18 protein-coding genes and 2 pseudogenes are annotated in these 13,847 nt (G+C 30.9%); 16 read left to right on the forward strand and 4 right to left on the reverse strand.

Going from position 1 to position 13,847, the window contains the following annotated elements; translation table 11 throughout:
- The first annotated feature begins 9 nt into the window (after positions 1-9).
- The 4 genes from EM4838_RS16660 (at position 10) to ssb (ending at position 2,215) form a co-directional block, all read left to right on the forward strand.
- The gene (locus EM4838_RS16660; protein WP_164885436.1) at positions 10-159 is read left to right on the forward strand and encodes a hypothetical protein; all 150 of its coding nucleotides are present in this window, start codon (positions 10-12) and stop codon (positions 157-159) included.
- 80 nt (positions 160-239) lie between these two features.
- Positions 240-836 carry a type IV toxin-antitoxin system AbiEi family antitoxin domain-containing protein gene (locus EM4838_RS16310; protein ID WP_071867380.1) on the forward strand — a complete coding sequence of 199 codons (597 nt, stop codon included), beginning with the start codon at positions 240-242 and terminating at the stop codon, positions 834-836.
- A gap of 12 nt (positions 837-848) precedes the next feature.
- Positions 849-1,748, forward strand: a complete 900-nt coding sequence (locus EM4838_RS16315) for a nucleotidyl transferase AbiEii/AbiGii toxin family protein (RefSeq protein ID WP_071867381.1) — start codon at positions 849-851, stop codon at positions 1,746-1,748.
- Positions 1,749-1,750: 2 nt separating this feature from the next.
- Positions 1,751-2,215: a single-stranded DNA-binding protein gene (ssb, locus tag EM4838_RS16320; RefSeq protein ID WP_071867382.1), complete on the forward strand. Its 465-nt coding sequence runs from the start codon at positions 1,751-1,753 to the stop codon at positions 2,213-2,215.
- A 536-nt stretch (positions 2,216-2,751) separates the two neighbouring features.
- Here ssb and EM4838_RS16330 read toward each other — a convergent pair.
- Together EM4838_RS16330 and EM4838_RS16335 are read right to left on the reverse strand one after the other, a co-directional pair.
- Positions 2,752-3,786, reverse strand: coding sequence for a radical SAM protein (locus EM4838_RS16330; RefSeq protein WP_081367449.1), 1,035 nt, complete (start codon positions 3,784-3,786; stop codon positions 2,752-2,754).
- A 13-nt stretch (positions 3,787-3,799) separates the two neighbouring features.
- Positions 3,800-4,306: a hypothetical protein gene (locus EM4838_RS16335; RefSeq protein WP_071867385.1), complete on the reverse strand. Its 507-nt coding sequence runs from the start codon at positions 4,304-4,306 to the stop codon at positions 3,800-3,802.
- Between the two features lie 195 nt (positions 4,307-4,501).
- Between EM4838_RS16335 and EM4838_RS16340 the strand changes: the two genes are divergently transcribed.
- The 11 genes and pseudogenes from EM4838_RS16340 to EM4838_RS16395 all read left to right on the forward strand — a co-directional run bounded on the left by EM4838_RS16340 (position 4,502) and on the right by EM4838_RS16395 (position 11,483).
- Positions 4,502-5,386 carry a helix-turn-helix domain-containing protein gene (locus EM4838_RS16340; RefSeq protein ID WP_071867386.1) on the forward strand — a complete coding sequence of 295 codons (885 nt, stop codon included), beginning with the start codon at positions 4,502-4,504 and terminating at the stop codon, positions 5,384-5,386.
- Between the two features lie 112 nt (positions 5,387-5,498).
- On the forward strand, positions 5,499-6,659 hold the full coding sequence (locus tag EM4838_RS16345; protein ID WP_250645102.1) for an ABC transporter transmembrane domain-containing protein: 1,161 nt from the start codon (positions 5,499-5,501) through the stop codon (positions 6,657-6,659).
- Entirely contained in the window at positions 6,641-7,012 is a 372-nt protein-coding gene (locus tag EM4838_RS17015) for an ATP-binding cassette domain-containing protein (RefSeq protein ID WP_100917314.1), read from the forward strand. Before EM4838_RS16345 ends, EM4838_RS17015 begins: the two co-directional genes overlap by 19 nt.
- Before the next feature lie 488 nt (positions 7,013-7,500).
- Positions 7,501-7,761 (forward strand): hypothetical protein, encoded by a 261-nt coding sequence (locus tag EM4838_RS16355; protein ID WP_071867388.1) that lies wholly within the window; start codon positions 7,501-7,503, stop codon positions 7,759-7,761.
- 433 nt (positions 7,762-8,194) lie between these two features.
- Entirely contained in the window at positions 8,195-8,413 is a 219-nt protein-coding gene (locus EM4838_RS16360; RefSeq protein WP_071867389.1) for a DNA helicase UvrA, read from the forward strand.
- 3 nt (positions 8,414-8,416) lie between these two features.
- Positions 8,417-8,855: pseudogene (locus tag EM4838_RS16365) on the forward strand (hypothetical protein).
- On the forward strand, positions 8,848-9,543 hold the full coding sequence (locus EM4838_RS16370) for a hypothetical protein (RefSeq protein WP_071867391.1): 696 nt from the start codon (positions 8,848-8,850) through the stop codon (positions 9,541-9,543). The pseudogene EM4838_RS16365 and the gene EM4838_RS16370 overlap by 8 nt, the downstream one beginning before the upstream one ends.
- Before the next feature lie 401 nt (positions 9,544-9,944).
- Positions 9,945-10,124 carry a hypothetical protein gene (locus EM4838_RS16380; RefSeq protein WP_071867393.1) on the forward strand — a complete coding sequence of 60 codons (180 nt, stop codon included), beginning with the start codon at positions 9,945-9,947 and terminating at the stop codon, positions 10,122-10,124.
- Positions 10,125-10,297: 173 nt separating this feature from the next.
- Entirely contained in the window at positions 10,298-10,795 is a 498-nt protein-coding gene (locus EM4838_RS16385) for a hypothetical protein (RefSeq protein ID WP_233433787.1), read from the forward strand.
- Positions 10,796-11,140: 345 nt separating this feature from the next.
- Complete coding sequence (locus EM4838_RS17225) at positions 11,141-11,278, forward strand: helix-turn-helix transcriptional regulator (RefSeq protein ID WP_100917315.1); 138 nt, start codon at positions 11,141-11,143, stop codon at positions 11,276-11,278.
- Positions 11,271-11,483, forward strand: coding sequence for a hypothetical protein (locus EM4838_RS16395; protein WP_100917316.1), 213 nt, complete (start codon positions 11,271-11,273; stop codon positions 11,481-11,483). Before EM4838_RS17225 ends, EM4838_RS16395 begins: the two co-directional genes overlap by 8 nt.
- A gap of 309 nt (positions 11,484-11,792) precedes the next feature.
- Here EM4838_RS16395 and EM4838_RS16405 read toward each other — a convergent pair whose 3' ends face one another.
- Positions 11,793-12,287, reverse strand: coding sequence for a hypothetical protein (locus tag EM4838_RS16405; RefSeq protein WP_071867397.1), 495 nt, complete (start codon positions 12,285-12,287; stop codon positions 11,793-11,795).
- A gap of 721 nt (positions 12,288-13,008) precedes the next feature.
- Between EM4838_RS16405 and EM4838_RS17230 the strand changes: the two genes are divergently transcribed.
- Complete coding sequence (locus EM4838_RS17230) at positions 13,009-13,152, forward strand: DUF6710 family protein (protein ID WP_418255457.1); 144 nt, start codon at positions 13,009-13,011, stop codon at positions 13,150-13,152.
- A gap of 417 nt (positions 13,153-13,569) precedes the next feature.
- On the opposite strand, the pseudogene EM4838_RS16410 reads toward EM4838_RS17230, so the two are convergent.
- Positions 13,570-13,845, reverse strand: a pseudogene (locus EM4838_RS16410) (IS4 family transposase); the annotation flags it as partial.
- Positions 13,846-13,847 lie beyond the last annotated feature (2 nt).

A 13,847-nucleotide genomic window follows, 5' to 3' on the forward strand; every position in this document is an offset into this window, starting at 1 on the left:
AGTTACCTTATGCGAAATACAACACACAAACAACAAGAAATCGAAAATCAAAAAGCAAAAATTCGTTCAGAACAAGAGAAATTACGTGCCAATAAAAGAAGACTGCAACAATTAAAGAATCAGCAGCGGATTCAAAAAGAAATCGAATTAGATCGATAAAATCTTCCTGACTATTGTATACGAATAGACTTATGTTATACTGTATTTATAAGTTTATTCGTATACAAAGGAGGGAGAAAATGACAAAAGCAATGGTATACAAGCTGCTAGAAGAATTTAATGGAACTTTGGCTTTGAAGGATGCCAAAAAAGCGGGCATTTCTCCTGTAACGATCAAACGTATGGTAGATCGAGGGGAGCTGGATCGAGAGTATCCAGGTTTTTTCACTTTACCTGGCCAATTTCCTGATGAATTGTTTATGGCGCAAAAGAAATATGAGCGCGGCATTATTTCACATATTACCGCGTTAGATTTGTATGATTTAACAGATATGATTCCTAGACAGATCGATTTGACTGTTCCTTACGGTTATCACGTTTCTGGAAAAGGATTGAAGGAATTCGCAGTTGAGTTACACTATACAAAAACAGAATGGTATGAACTAGGTAAGGTTGAAATAAAAAGTCGCTATGGGAATCCTGTTATAGCCTATGATCAAGAAAGAACCTTGTGTGACATTTGGAATCCCTGGTATAACGTTGAGGATGAAATCAAAGTAAAAGCAATCAAAAACTACATGGAATCGAATAGAAAAAATCTTAGAAAATTGAATGAGTATCGAAGAATTTTGCCAACAGACAAAACGATGCGCTCTTATATTATGGCTTTAAATTAAAGGAGAAGAAACATGACACCTACGCAGTTAAAAGCAAAAGTGAAGAATATTTCGAGAGAAAAAGAAGTTGATCCGCAGCTCGTTTTAAGACATTTTATGATGGAAAAATTCTTGGAAAAAATCTCAGAATCTCCTTATCGTGAAAATTTTGTTTTAAAAGGCGGCTTCCTAATTGGATCAAAGTATGGCATTGAAAATCGAACAACCAAAGACATTGATACGACTTTACGAGAAATGAAAGTGACAAAAGAGACATTAACAAAAGTTTTAAACGATATTTTCTCCACACCGACGAAAGAAGGAATTCAATTTGAGATCCAAAGAATAAAAGAAACGAAAGAAGCCGATTATTATCCTGGTTTTAGCTTACGTGTGCTGGCACATTTAGAGAATATGCGGCCAGATTTTAAGGTAGATGTAACTACAGGTGATTCGATCTATCCAGCAACGATCACTCACAGTCATAAATTGATGTTTGAAGATCGAACAATTCCTTTGGAATCTTATCCTACAGAACAAATTATTGCCGAAAAATTAAGTGCAACCTTTGATTTTTTAACTGACAATTCGAGAGGAAAAGATTTTTATGATCTCTATACTATTCCTAAAATGGAGAAGATCGATGAGAAGACCTTGAAAGACAGTGTGAGAAATACATTCACACGTCGAGGAAAAACTGATCCGTTAAAGACTTACTATAAAAAAGATATGGATGTACTGAAAAATAGTAATGAGCTAAAAGATACTTGGAAGAAATATCAAAAAAGTAATCCTTATGCTGCATCGATCACGTACGAAGAGACAATGAATTCGATTAGCAATTTGATGGAAAAAGTGATTCACGTCGAAGAAAAAGAACGAAACCTAGCTTATCAAAGACACCAACAGATGAATCGAGAAATGGAGAGATAAAAATGATCAATAATGTAACTTTAGTAGGACGGTTAACTAAAGATCCTGATTTACGGTATACAGCTAGTGGTACAGCAGTAGCCACTTTTACTTTAGCCGTTAACCGTAATTTTACCAATCAAAGTGGCAATCGAGAAGCCGATTTTATCAATTGTGTGATTTGGCGTAAACCAGCGGAAACGATGGCTACATTAGCTAAAAAAGGTAGCCTGATTGGTATTGTTGGCCGAATTCAAACTCGAACCTATGACAATCAGCAAGGACAGCGCGTATATGTGACAGAAGTTGTGGCCGATAATTTTCAGTTGTTAGAAAGTAAAACAGCCACTGAAAATCGTGCCAAGTATAATCCAGAGCAAGATAGTTCAAGAACGACTCACTTTGAGAAACAGGATGATACTAATCAAGTAGAGGATCCTTTTGATAGTCGGTTGATTGATATCAGCGATGACGAGTTACCATTTTAATTAATTGGAAATTACAATCTCCTATTACTATAATTATATTGCAAAGAAATAATTCTTTATATCATAAAACCCCATCGGTCTGTATGCTGATGGGGTTTTAAGTTTCTATATTATATACATGTATTCCTTATTTAACGGAATATTTTTGTATATTGAAAATCAAATAAAGAACGTATACGATATGTCCACCTATTAATAAACAGGTAGCCAATAATGAAGATATTGTAGAAACCATAAGTGTAAGAAGTAACACTAGCATTAGAAAACTGAAGTATATCGCTAATTTTTCTTGTATTATGGGAAGTAATTTCATTATTTGAAGTTTATTGATTATATTATTCCAAAAAATACTGCCAACTATATCTATAACTGCAAACATTAGAAACATAATATATTTGTTGCTAAAAGCTGTAGGTACAGCAAATTTGTTTATATGGGAAACTATATTTTGTGGGAGAACTAATAATGAAATTAAAAAAAACAACAATGTAAGGCAAACTAAAACAAAACTTTTCTTGTTCATAGGATGAACTCCTTTATGCATAAAGGTATTTTCTTAATTTTAGTTTATCATAAAATTTTTTGTTAATAACGTCAACTATCAGAGGATAGTTTTCGATAATTGTTTTACGAATATCTGGATTATTATAAATATAAGCACATGTTTGACAATGATGTCTAAATTTTGGTGGCTTAATATCTGGATTCCATTTAATGACCTGGTCAAGTATATTAATTGGTCCATCTACATACAACCAACGCTTCATAAAATCATTCTTCTGTTTATTGTAAATATCTTGGAGATCAGTAGTATTTTGCGGACCTAGTTTCATATCTGCAATATATTTATTAGTTAATCCACAGCATGAAATATATTCGTTATTTGGATTAAGACCTATAAATTCAAAAAGATTATTACATCCATCTTGTACTTCTAAAGGATTTAGCTCATTATACTCATAAATTGTGTCTTTATGGAAAGAAACCCAAGTACTACTTATGGAGCTAAATAATTCTTTGTTAGGATGGTTTTCAATTTTTTGATATAACTCATGTAAAAAAAGGTGTTCTTGCTTAAATTTAGAATGTTTTGTTGATTCAACTGAAATAGTGCATCTAATCCCATTTTCAATGCATGCTAATGCACCTGTCATCACTCTATCCAAAGGAACAAATTCTAAATGATTGTCTCCGGTAGAAAAGCTTATTTCCATTACACCATTATCTCTTAAGTTCTTTAAAAATTTATTCGCTCGATCATAGTTACTAGCCCAGACTCCATTTGTTACTAACCTAGAGAACAATCCTTTACTTTTTGCATATTTAATAGCAAGTAGTAATTCTTCTTTTAGTAAAGTTGCCTCTCCACCAGTCCATACAATAAATTTAACAGATTTGTATTTTATAACACTATCAATAAATGTTGTGTAATCCTTGAGATTAGTATTGATTTTTTGAAAGGGACTGCATCCAAAGCAACACTCTTTACACTGTGCATTACATTTATAAGATGTAATTATCGCTGCGTTAGTAGGTGACAACCAATTTACTAATTCTTTCTCATGGGTCATAATAGGTGCCTCCTTATAGCCTTACTGATTCTCCGGCTTCAAGTTTTTGGAAAATCTCTGTAACTTTGCTACCAAAATCACTACCGCCATTTTTAGTAGCAAATTTAGAAATTGCTCTATGTTTTTCGCTACGTAAAGAGTTTTCTGCTATGTTATCTTCTTTCACAGCTATTAATGCTATCTCTGCAGCTACTGCAACTAGAGTAAGGACAACTCCTCCGCCTTCAACAGCAATAGTAAAGTTCGTATATACCCATGTTTCTCCCATAACGACTTTTGCTTTATTGTTCTTAACATTAGATGATTTTAAAATTTCATTTTTAAACAATTGAGTGAAAAATTGTTTGATAGATTGTTGGGTACAGGCTTGTAACATTTCAGGATCTTTTGATAAATTTAGTAATTTTTCTGTCCAAGTAGTCGTCACAAACTGTTTTTTCTCTGTATCTAGCGGTATTTCAATAAAAAAATTATCTTTCACACGATTTTGTTCAAATATATTTACTCTTTTATTTTCCATGACTATATACTCCTTTATTGTGCTTCGATTAACCAATAATCTCTTTCTGTATCTTTCATATTTTTTACCTCCTTATTTAAGAAGTATATTCATAAAAATATTGGTTATTTTGAATTGTATAGAAATGCGTCGAGTGTTATCGTATGAAATTTTTATATGTTATATTTAATAAAGGATTTTTTCGAGGTGACCAATGTGAAGCAAGGGGATATTATAAAAAAACTTAGGATTGAGCGTGGAATTTCACAAGAAGCGTTAGCAAAAGGAATATCCACGAGAACAACACTTAGTTCATTTGAACGAAGGAACACAGAGTTATCTTCTTCTGCTCTGTTAAAGTATTTAGACAAGTTAAATGTAAAATTTGACGAGTTCCAATTTCTATTGTGTGATAATCTGTTGAGTCAAAAAGAAAAAGTAATAAATAGATTTATAGAGATTATAAATAGTAATTTTAATAGGAAAGAGTTGGAAGTTTATTTAACTCAATTGGAAGATGTCTATAGTAAGCACAAAGACAATTTTTACTTAATGATTATTGCTCAACTAAAAATATTAAAAGCTGCTATATTGGAAATTAATGAATTAGAAAAAAATGAGGCTATCCGACTAATTAAAGAGTATCTATTTAAAGTAGAGAATTGGTGTCATTTTGAACTTACCATTTTTAACAATGTTTTATTCATTTTTTATAGTGAAGAAATAGTTGTTCAATTTGAGAATGTAATTTCTCGGATGTGGTTATTACAAGATAAGGCACATTACAATAGTTTAATAAGTACATTTTTAATTAATGGCTGTTTTTTAGGTTTTGAAAGAGCTGATGCTAATTTAGCCAGTTTATTTGTAAGACATCTTGAGATTGTAAGTGCTAATTCAAGATTTGTAGAAGCTAAAATTTATTTATTGATTTTTAAAGGTTTACTTCCAAGTATTAGTAATCAAACACTGGACTCAGTATCAATAAAAAAAGGCCTAAAGATATTAGACATACTTGATGAAGCAAAAGCAAATTCAATTAGAGAATTTATTTTTCAATATTTAGAAACTCAAGGATATGAAGTCTGCCTAATTTTATAAAGCACAAGCTGAATTTCTGTAATAAGTGACTCAAAATTGGGAGATGAAGATTATTCAAGTAAAAAAGATTCTATTAAAAAGAAAGTTATTACTTCTGACTTTAGCTAGTTTAATGGTTATTCAGATCTGTATAAGTGCTTCGTATCCTTATTTAACAAAAGTTATTGTGGATGAAGTCTTAATGAAAAAACAAGTAGACAAGTTAAAAGTTATTATAATGGTTGCAGTGATCCTTATTGTAGTACAAGTTCCTTTGAATATTATTGTGAGTTATTTATGCTCAAAATGGAATCAATTAATTATTTTTGAGTTACGTAAAAACGTAAGTATGTCTTTTTTTGATAGTAAAGAAAACTCTAAAAAGAATGGTCTATTTATTAATACAATAACTAATGATTGCGAATTAATTGGGAAACAATTATTAAATATTATAATTAATAGTTTTCCTAATATACTTTTGATTGTCATATATCTTTCAATATTGATATTTTTGAATCCTTTTTTAGTTGGAATCCTTTTATTAGGACTGCCACTATTTTTATTAATTGCGTATTTTACTTCAAAAAAAGTTTCAGTTCTTACTAAAGAGCTACAACGATATCGAGATAGGCTAGTTGAATTCTTAAATAGTTATGTTCGTAATAAACTTTTAATAGATCTCTATGGAGCAAGAAGAGAGGAAACAAACTATTTTTATAAGGTTTCTACGCAATTGAAAGATGTGAATGTAAAAACAAATACAATTATATCTTTTTTAAATAATATATCTAATTTAATTGCTGTAATTACGCCATTAATTACTTTGTTAGTTGGTAGCTTTTTAGTCATTAACAACAAACTTAGTTTGGGATCACTTATTACATTCAATACTTATACAGCTCTGCTGTTTAGTCCTATAGGAAGGTTATTGAATATATCCCCTATGATTTCTCAATTGAAGGTATCTATTGAAAGAATTAAAGAGGTAAAAATACCAGCTGAAATATATAAAGAAGGTATCTATGATAGGTTTCTATGCTCTGATGATTGCTTGATCTCTGTTAGTAAGCTCATTCCTTACGTGGAAAAAAGACCATTATTAAAGACTGAGCTTAATTTTAATATAAAAAAGGGAGAACTTTTAAAAATTTCAGGAAAGAATGGAATAGGAAAGTCAATTTTATTGCAATGCTTAATAAATTATCACAAAAATTTTACTGGATATATTCAAATAGATAAAAACGTGAAAATTATTTATATACCACAGGAAAATTTTTGTTTGAAGGGACAGTAAAGGAAAACTTAACAAAAGGACTTCCTGAATATGAAATAGATTTTTTATTTTATTTAATTAGGAAATTCAAATTTGAAATAGATTTAAATCGAAAAGTTAATGCATTTTCTTTAAACTTAAGTAGTGGACAATTACAGAAAATTAAATTGATTCGAGCTTTGCTTAGTAAACCAGACATACTTTTGTTAGATGAGGTATTTGCTAACTTAGATCATGAAACAAGTATTACTTTAATCAATTATTTGAGGGAAAACTTATTAACCGCGATATTCGTTTATCATGGAGACACTGAGCGACTTTTAAAACAAAATGAATATAATACTTTAAATTTAGACTATTATGCTATAGCTTAATTTTGAGAATGCTAAAATTAAGGAATACTAGCGTGTTTTCTTTTGAAAAAATTATTTATCAATTAGATAATGTTTTGACAGTCGTCTAATTAATATCAGTTATGACGAGATTATCCATTCGAAATAGGTTCTTCTACAGGTTGCATTTGATACGGTTTATGCTATAATTTAGACAACAAAAAGAATTTTCAATCTATAACCGAAAACCACTAGCTGGCGGGCTAGTGGTTTTCTTTTACGTTTCTATTATAAGAATTAACGGGTAGGCTTACTGTCTTTCTTGGCAAATTTGCAATCAAGCCATTTGCAGATGTAGTGTGCGGCTACCTCTGCCATGATTGCAAAAACAAAATCAAAAAGAATTTTCAAATCTATAACCTCCTCCCCTTGCCAGAATAGGCCGGGGTAGCAGACAGCAATAACATTATAGCACACTTGAAATTTCCAATTTTATAGGATTTTGCTATACTCTTTACGAGGTGAGCGTAATGAAAAAATATATTGGTTTACTTGATAAAATTAGAGTAATTCAAACACAACCTTTACTGTTAAGATTTACGTTACAAACAACAAATGGACCGATTAATTGTGTTGTCGCAAATATCGATATTGCAGATAGGTTATTGATTATGGAAGATGATAAATACAATATCGCTGTAACTGGCCATTTCAATAAAAGAAAACAACTAGTAATCGAAACAATGGATTTATTGAATCCAGACCATTATACAAAGAGTATGGGAATCTAACTTAGATAAAAGACAAGCTACTATTTCTTTATGGAATGGTAGCTTTTTTTATACATAAAAATGAAACAGCCTTATTAGGAAGGCGTAAACGCCTTCTCAATTGTAAAACCCTTCTCTCACTCCAACCGCCACCGCCGTTCGAGAAAAGCGAACGCAAAGCGTTCGTAAAGAAATGGGGTCTTGCTACGCAAGACGGATCGTAAAGGCGTCCTCTGGTAGAAAGATTTGATCCAGTCCGCTGTTTCTTTATTGATTTGCCAGACCGGCAACAAGTTGCCTTTTATCACCAAAAACAGCAAAGGACAAAGGTAAAATGCACGCTGCGCGCCCTTGTCCTTTGCTGTTTTAGTTGATTCATTCTGGGCAACAAATCAATAAAGAAAGAAACGGCGGAAGGTTCAAAACCTTTCCCTAAGAGGAGGCAGGGTCAACTGTGAGAGAAAAATATGATTATTGGGGTGTACCTTTTAGTGTGTTGTATCCAATACCAAATATAAGGTATAAAAGTGTACCACATCAGATTGCATGTGACTGTGGAGAAAAAGCGGATTCTATAAAATCTGTATATCGCTATCAGTGTAAGACATGTGGAAGAAAATATTCATTAGTACGTGGCGACTACATTTTAATCGAAAATGACTTGGAGGAATAAAACATGGTTCAAAAATACTATGATGAATTTGCTAAATTACCTTTGGAAAAAATGGCACAAAAAATGGAAGATATGACCTTTCTTTACAATGAGACTCGTGTGCCAAAAAAAACATTACAAAAAACAGCTATCAGTAGCTGTCGAGGAAATGATTGAATCTAGTGTAGAAATCAATTTGATTGAAACGTATTACCGAACTTTGGAACAGTTGAAGAAACAAAATCCAAAATGGTTGTTTCAAGCACTGGTGTGCTTGGATTCAGGTGTTAAACCGAGTGCGATTACTCCTTCCGAGTATCAGGCGTTAGAGCTTACTTATGCCAAATATTCGGAAACAAAAAAAGCTAAGACAATTTCTAATAAATGGCTAGATTTATTTGAAAAAATCAAAGAATATGGCGCATTGTACACACTTGAATTGGAGGGAAATGAAGATGAGTGAGGTTGTATATCAATTATCGACGGAGGACATTTGTCAATTTTTGACAAATAGGGAACATTTAAATGAGGTAACAAGAAGAGTGAAACATTCTTTTAGTTGTATGGAAGAGTTAGGGTACTTTGTAAATAGTGTGGAACAAGAGCTATATAACGAGAAGCAAACGAGTGTTTTAAAAGTTGAAGCTAAGGTTAATTATTATACACTTCTACCTAAAATGGAAAATAACAGTACTCTTTTACGTTTTGAGACCGACCATTATATCATGGAAGTATTTTTAGAGACCAACGAGTATGTAAAAAATTATATTAATTGCGTGATTCTTAGGAAAGAATACTATTCAGAAAATGACTATGTAACATTTGTAGAAAGTGGCAAGGACATGGAAGAAAGAATGGAGGAGCTAAATCAAAAAGAATATAATCACTTTGATTATTATGTGCTTTTTGCTCAATTTCTAACAGCCGAGACTGATTTAGCATTAGTGTTTGGCAATGGATATTTTTTAACAGTACCTCAATCATTTCTTGATGAGTACAAAAAAGAAGTTGCAAATTCAAAGGGCAATAACTCTGAAATGCGTAAAGAACTGTATGAGACATTTCATTTTGATGAGACCGAACAAATGTTAGTAGAGTTAGAGAGAAAACAAGTTGCTTATCAAATGTTTTTATTAAAGAAATATAGTTAATTTTAGCATTTATACTGAAAAGTGAAAGTGTGTGGTTGAAATAAGAATATCGTCTATCGAAAATAGATTAGATGCGTTCTTATTTCGCACCACCACACTCCCACCTGCCACCGCCGTTAAGGTGGTGCGAAATAAGCGGGCAAAGCCCGATTTCCCTAAGAAAAAGAAAGAGGTTATAAATTATGAGTAAAATTATTCCATTACTATTTGTATTATTTGTAGGTGAAACAATCATGCGTCATATAAGCACAGGATTCCACATGAATTCCTTACTGTTTATCGCAATACTATTGTTCTGTTTAATTTTTTGGCGTCTAATAGTAGCTATTGTCTGGTTTATTTTGAAAGCGATCCTTACAGTTTTCTTTATAGGAATATTTCGATGAAAGGAGATTTATAAAATGACTGTTGCAATTGGAAATAAAAGGCTGCCAGTTACTTTAGATGATCACAGAAAAAAGGAACTCCAAAAGATGAAGGAAAAATATCATAAAAGTGAGTCAAAGATCATGTGTGTTGCTTTGGATTTGTTGATTGAACAGGAAAAGGCTGACTTTGAGATTCCAAGCTTAAAAAAGTGACGTCACTTTTAAAAGAAAACAGAAAAAAGTGCTATCACTTTTGTTCCAAAAATGTTTTAATATATTATTCAAATAGAAAGATAATTTGTTTTAAAATCATAAAAAATGGTGAAAAATAAAGGGAGGAATCTATTTAATGTTAGATCAATGGATTAATCATTCAATGGGATCAAATGGGAGAGAAAACTTGGGAGAAATCTGATAAATATTGGGAAGACTTCTATAATAGTGATCCTGAATATAGATATCCAAAAGGGGATTTGCTATTTAGAGTTCATTCTGGAGGGTATGATGAACCTGTATTAGATGATTACGTTGATAGAGGAGATTATCAAGATAAAATATTCCGTGAAAAGCATGATTTATGGAAGGCACGTAATGATATAAGCTGTATTGAATTTAATAGTCATTGGGTATCTTTTACGAAAGATGTTGATGTTATAGGTTCTGATTATTTCTCAGGCAAGGATCTGCGAGGTTTTGTCATAGTGATGAAAGCAGAAAAAGCAATTGATATCTCTTCCTTCAAAGAAAAGGGATTTAATGAATATGAGGTGGTCGCACCTATGACTAAAGATACTCTTGTTGAAATTCTTGATTTTGATGGTTTTATGAATAAATATGGTAAAGGAACTTCTTATTATGAAAAAAACGAAATGAAAAAATCTTAGTCATTACGCATGCTGTCTTTTTAATTCTGTATACAGTTTGACTTGTAACGTCATGATCTTTCACAGTATTTCCATTATATATTTTTCTGGTTTGGATGAAAGGAACTATTTACTAGCAAAAATGCGACTGATGTAAGATTAAAAGCACAAAATTATTGTTAAAGGATTTAAATGAAAACTAGTAATACTTATTAAGGAAAGTCAATTGGTCTTGTACTAAATGACTTTCTTTCTTTTTGTACAATTATGATATTAAAACAACTTTTTATGAAATTAATTTCTATTTTCCTAGTATTGGTATTACTATGTATTTGAGTAAATTTTTAGTTACAAAGGAGTTAAATAATGACTTTAGGTAGCACGTTAAAATATCTTAGGGAAAGAGTTGGGATATCTCAGATCGTATTAGCAAATAAATTACACATAAGTCGTCAATCTATATCAAGTTGGGAAAATGATCGAGCATGTCCCCTCTATGGATAACTTAATTTTGTTATCAGAAATCTATAGTGTTTCTGTCGATGACTTGTTGAAAAAGAATCAAGAATTAAGAGGGCAATGGCCAGTGAATACAAAAGAAGTTATGAGATTTAAACAAGAAATCCATCAAATTTATAAAGAATTGGAAAAGTTGAATAATGATTTCAACTGTATGAAAAAGAAAGTGGATACTAATTTTGTACCATAATAATATCTTTAAATTATTTTAAACACGGTTTGCTTTAATCATTTTAAAGTTTGTTTTATAAACGTATATATAAGGTATATATAAGAAAGAAGAGATTATTTGAATAAAATGAAAGAAAAGAAAAGCTTTTATTGGTTTATTAGTATCATTATTTTAATGTTGTACGTCCTTTTTGCACTCACTAAACTAAATATCTTTTTAATACTCTTTTTTTTAGCATGGGGTGGTTTCACTATTTACGGTTTTTGGTTACTTGTACATGAAATTAATAAGAAATCCGACTAGTTTTTTGACTAATCGGATTTCTTATTAAAATATTAGAGTCATAATAGCTGCTGTTACAATGTTAGCAACACTTTTACTCATACCAACTTTTCTACATGCGTTGTATACTGCATCTTGAATTGTACCAGTTGCATTTTCTATGAAACTTAATAAAGTTTCTAATCCTGTGTGTGCAGCAATATATCTTTTAACTGAAGTTGGTAACTTGTTGTAGCCTTTTCTAATAGCTTTTACAGCCCAAGTAAATTTACCTCTTTCTTGGTGCTGTTCCTTGCTATTTAGAATAATACCATTTTCAAGATAGACAGGATTATTTAAGTTATCGTGATAGATAGCAATCTCTTCAGCTGAAAATCCCAGTTTTTGTAGTTCGTTATCACTTAATCCTTTAAAGTGATCTTTTTCTGAAGCAACGCTTTTGATTTCGTCAGCTTGTACAAGAGTAGTTCCTACAGGAACTGTAGCAGATAATAAAGATAAAGTTGCTAAACCAATAGTAATAAATTTGATATGTTTCATTAAAACTTCACTCCTAAGACTTAATAAGAATACAAAATTATATTATCGAGAAGGTAGGGTAAGAGAAAGAAGTTTTATCTTTACGTCGCTTTACAATGAACCTATTTATTTTGTGTTTATGTAGATTTTTTAAAATAGTTGGGATTCTAGAAGAGAATTACCAGAAGCTTTTATTTATAACTTATAGGGAGGAAAATATGTCTGATTACTTAAAGGTTAATTCTAGTAAACTACAACACCACACTAATAATCCAATGGTTTGAGAAGTATATAGAACAAGCCAAATTTATTATCGCTGAATCACCGATTTGTGAAGACGAGCTACACCCAATTTTTAGCTTTGTAAAGGCAAATTACAGATTATTATAACAATAAAGGCAGCAATGAATTCTTATTCGAACCCATATCCTGATATTGGCAATATGTTTGAAAATTTTTTGAAGGAAAAGGTTCAAAACAGTCAATTGAAAAGATTAGTAAAATACTATTGAAAAAAACTAGTAGAGAAAATACTTTATCTTATAAAAAGGAAGGTTATAAAGTAATTGACTATGATCTATCTATAGATTTAGCAAATAATCCTATTGTTCTTAATCCATGGATGGCTCCAACGTGTTGTTAACGCTATTACAAGTATTGCCACAAAAGATAACGAATTTGATAGAAAAAAAGGGGGAAAAAAATATAATAAATAAAATTTTATTATCCTACAGGTATTTCTATTTGTCATGGGGGGCATCATTCCCAATATTCTGCGAAGATAAAAGGGAAAGGAATAACTAGTATTCAAGAAGTCATTAATATAGAAAAATATTATGATTATGTAAAGTTCAACGGAGAATATTTTGAATACAGATTCCAATAAATTTAAAAAATTTCTTTTTACCACATAGAGAGTATATTTACTACTGAAGATGAATTTTATGCAGGAATACTATTTGAGATCGGAAGACTTTTAAAAAAATCGTATCGATATCTTTCCAAAGGATATACAAAAAAGTAATTCATTATGCTGAGGATGATTAGTTAAAATTAGTAAATTTTTGTTCCTTTTTTATTATTTCATTTCTAAAACTCTTTCGATAGCCCGTTTAAATTGGGTTCAGTAAGATTACTGATTTTTAGTCCAACAGGGTATTACCCCCAATTGTCATTAAGTTAAGGGCCAAAAAAAGTAAATAATAGTCTCAAGTATATTGCTTTTTTTCTTATTAACTTGCCTAATTTTATATTTTGAGCAACACAATAAAACGTCCTATACGGTATAGTCCGATTTATAATATTAGGCAATACGATATAAAAAACCAACAAATTTCTTTTTTGTTATATTTCTCTGGTCACTCCGATTCTGTCGTATGGGTAGGAGATATCTTCTTATCAAAATTTCTACATTGACGGTTTGATCAAGAAAAAATCTTTTACAAATGCCTATAGCTTGTGTGAAATTAAGCTGATAGAACTGCTTTAAAGGAGCTGATAACGCCACTACCTGAGCAATTTCCATTGAAAAGTTGTATATAATGAGACGAGCGTAAATTTCTTGAATAATAAACTCTAGTT

Origin of the sequence: Enterococcus mundtii, assembly GCF_002813755.1 — a bacterium.
Taxonomy (GTDB): domain Bacteria; phylum Bacillota; class Bacilli; order Lactobacillales; family Enterococcaceae; genus Enterococcus_B; species Enterococcus_B mundtii.

Bases quoted from the DNA above. Each gene is read 5' to 3' on its own strand.
- EM4838_RS16355 (WP_071867388.1), top strand. From the start codon at position 7,501: ATGAAAAAATATATTGGTTTACTTGATAAAATTAGAGTAATTCAAACA.
- EM4838_RS16370 (WP_071867391.1), top strand. From the start codon at position 8,848: ATGAGTGAGGTTGTATATCAATTATCGACGGAGGACATTTGTCAATTT.
- ssb (WP_071867382.1), top strand. From the start codon at position 1,751: ATGATCAATAATGTAACTTTAGTAGGACGGTTAACTAAAGATCCTGAT.
- EM4838_RS16330 (WP_081367449.1), bottom strand. From the start codon at position 3,786: ATGACCCATGAGAAAGAATTAGTAAATTGGTTGTCACCTACTAACGCA.
- EM4838_RS16660 (WP_164885436.1), top strand. From the start codon at position 10: ATGCGAAATACAACACACAAACAACAAGAAATCGAAAATCAAAAAGCA.
- EM4838_RS16380 (WP_071867393.1), top strand. From the start codon at position 9,945: ATGACTGTTGCAATTGGAAATAAAAGGCTGCCAGTTACTTTAGATGAT.
- EM4838_RS16310 (WP_071867380.1), top strand. From the start codon at position 240: ATGACAAAAGCAATGGTATACAAGCTGCTAGAAGAATTTAATGGAACT.
- EM4838_RS17225 (WP_100917315.1), top strand. From the start codon at position 11,141: ATGACTTTAGGTAGCACGTTAAAATATCTTAGGGAAAGAGTTGGGATA.
- EM4838_RS16345 (WP_250645102.1), top strand. From the start codon at position 5,499: ATGGTTATTCAGATCTGTATAAGTGCTTCGTATCCTTATTTAACAAAA.
- EM4838_RS16335 (WP_071867385.1), bottom strand. From the start codon at position 4,306: ATGGAAAATAAAAGAGTAAATATATTTGAACAAAATCGTGTGAAAGAT.
- EM4838_RS16315 (WP_071867381.1), top strand. From the start codon at position 849: ATGACACCTACGCAGTTAAAAGCAAAAGTGAAGAATATTTCGAGAGAA.
- EM4838_RS16385 (WP_233433787.1), top strand. From the start codon at position 10,298: ATGGGAGAGAAAACTTGGGAGAAATCTGATAAATATTGGGAAGACTTC.
- EM4838_RS16395 (WP_100917316.1), top strand. From the start codon at position 11,271: ATGGATAACTTAATTTTGTTATCAGAAATCTATAGTGTTTCTGTCGAT.
- EM4838_RS16405 (WP_071867397.1), bottom strand. From the start codon at position 12,287: ATGAAACATATCAAATTTATTACTATTGGTTTAGCAACTTTATCTTTA.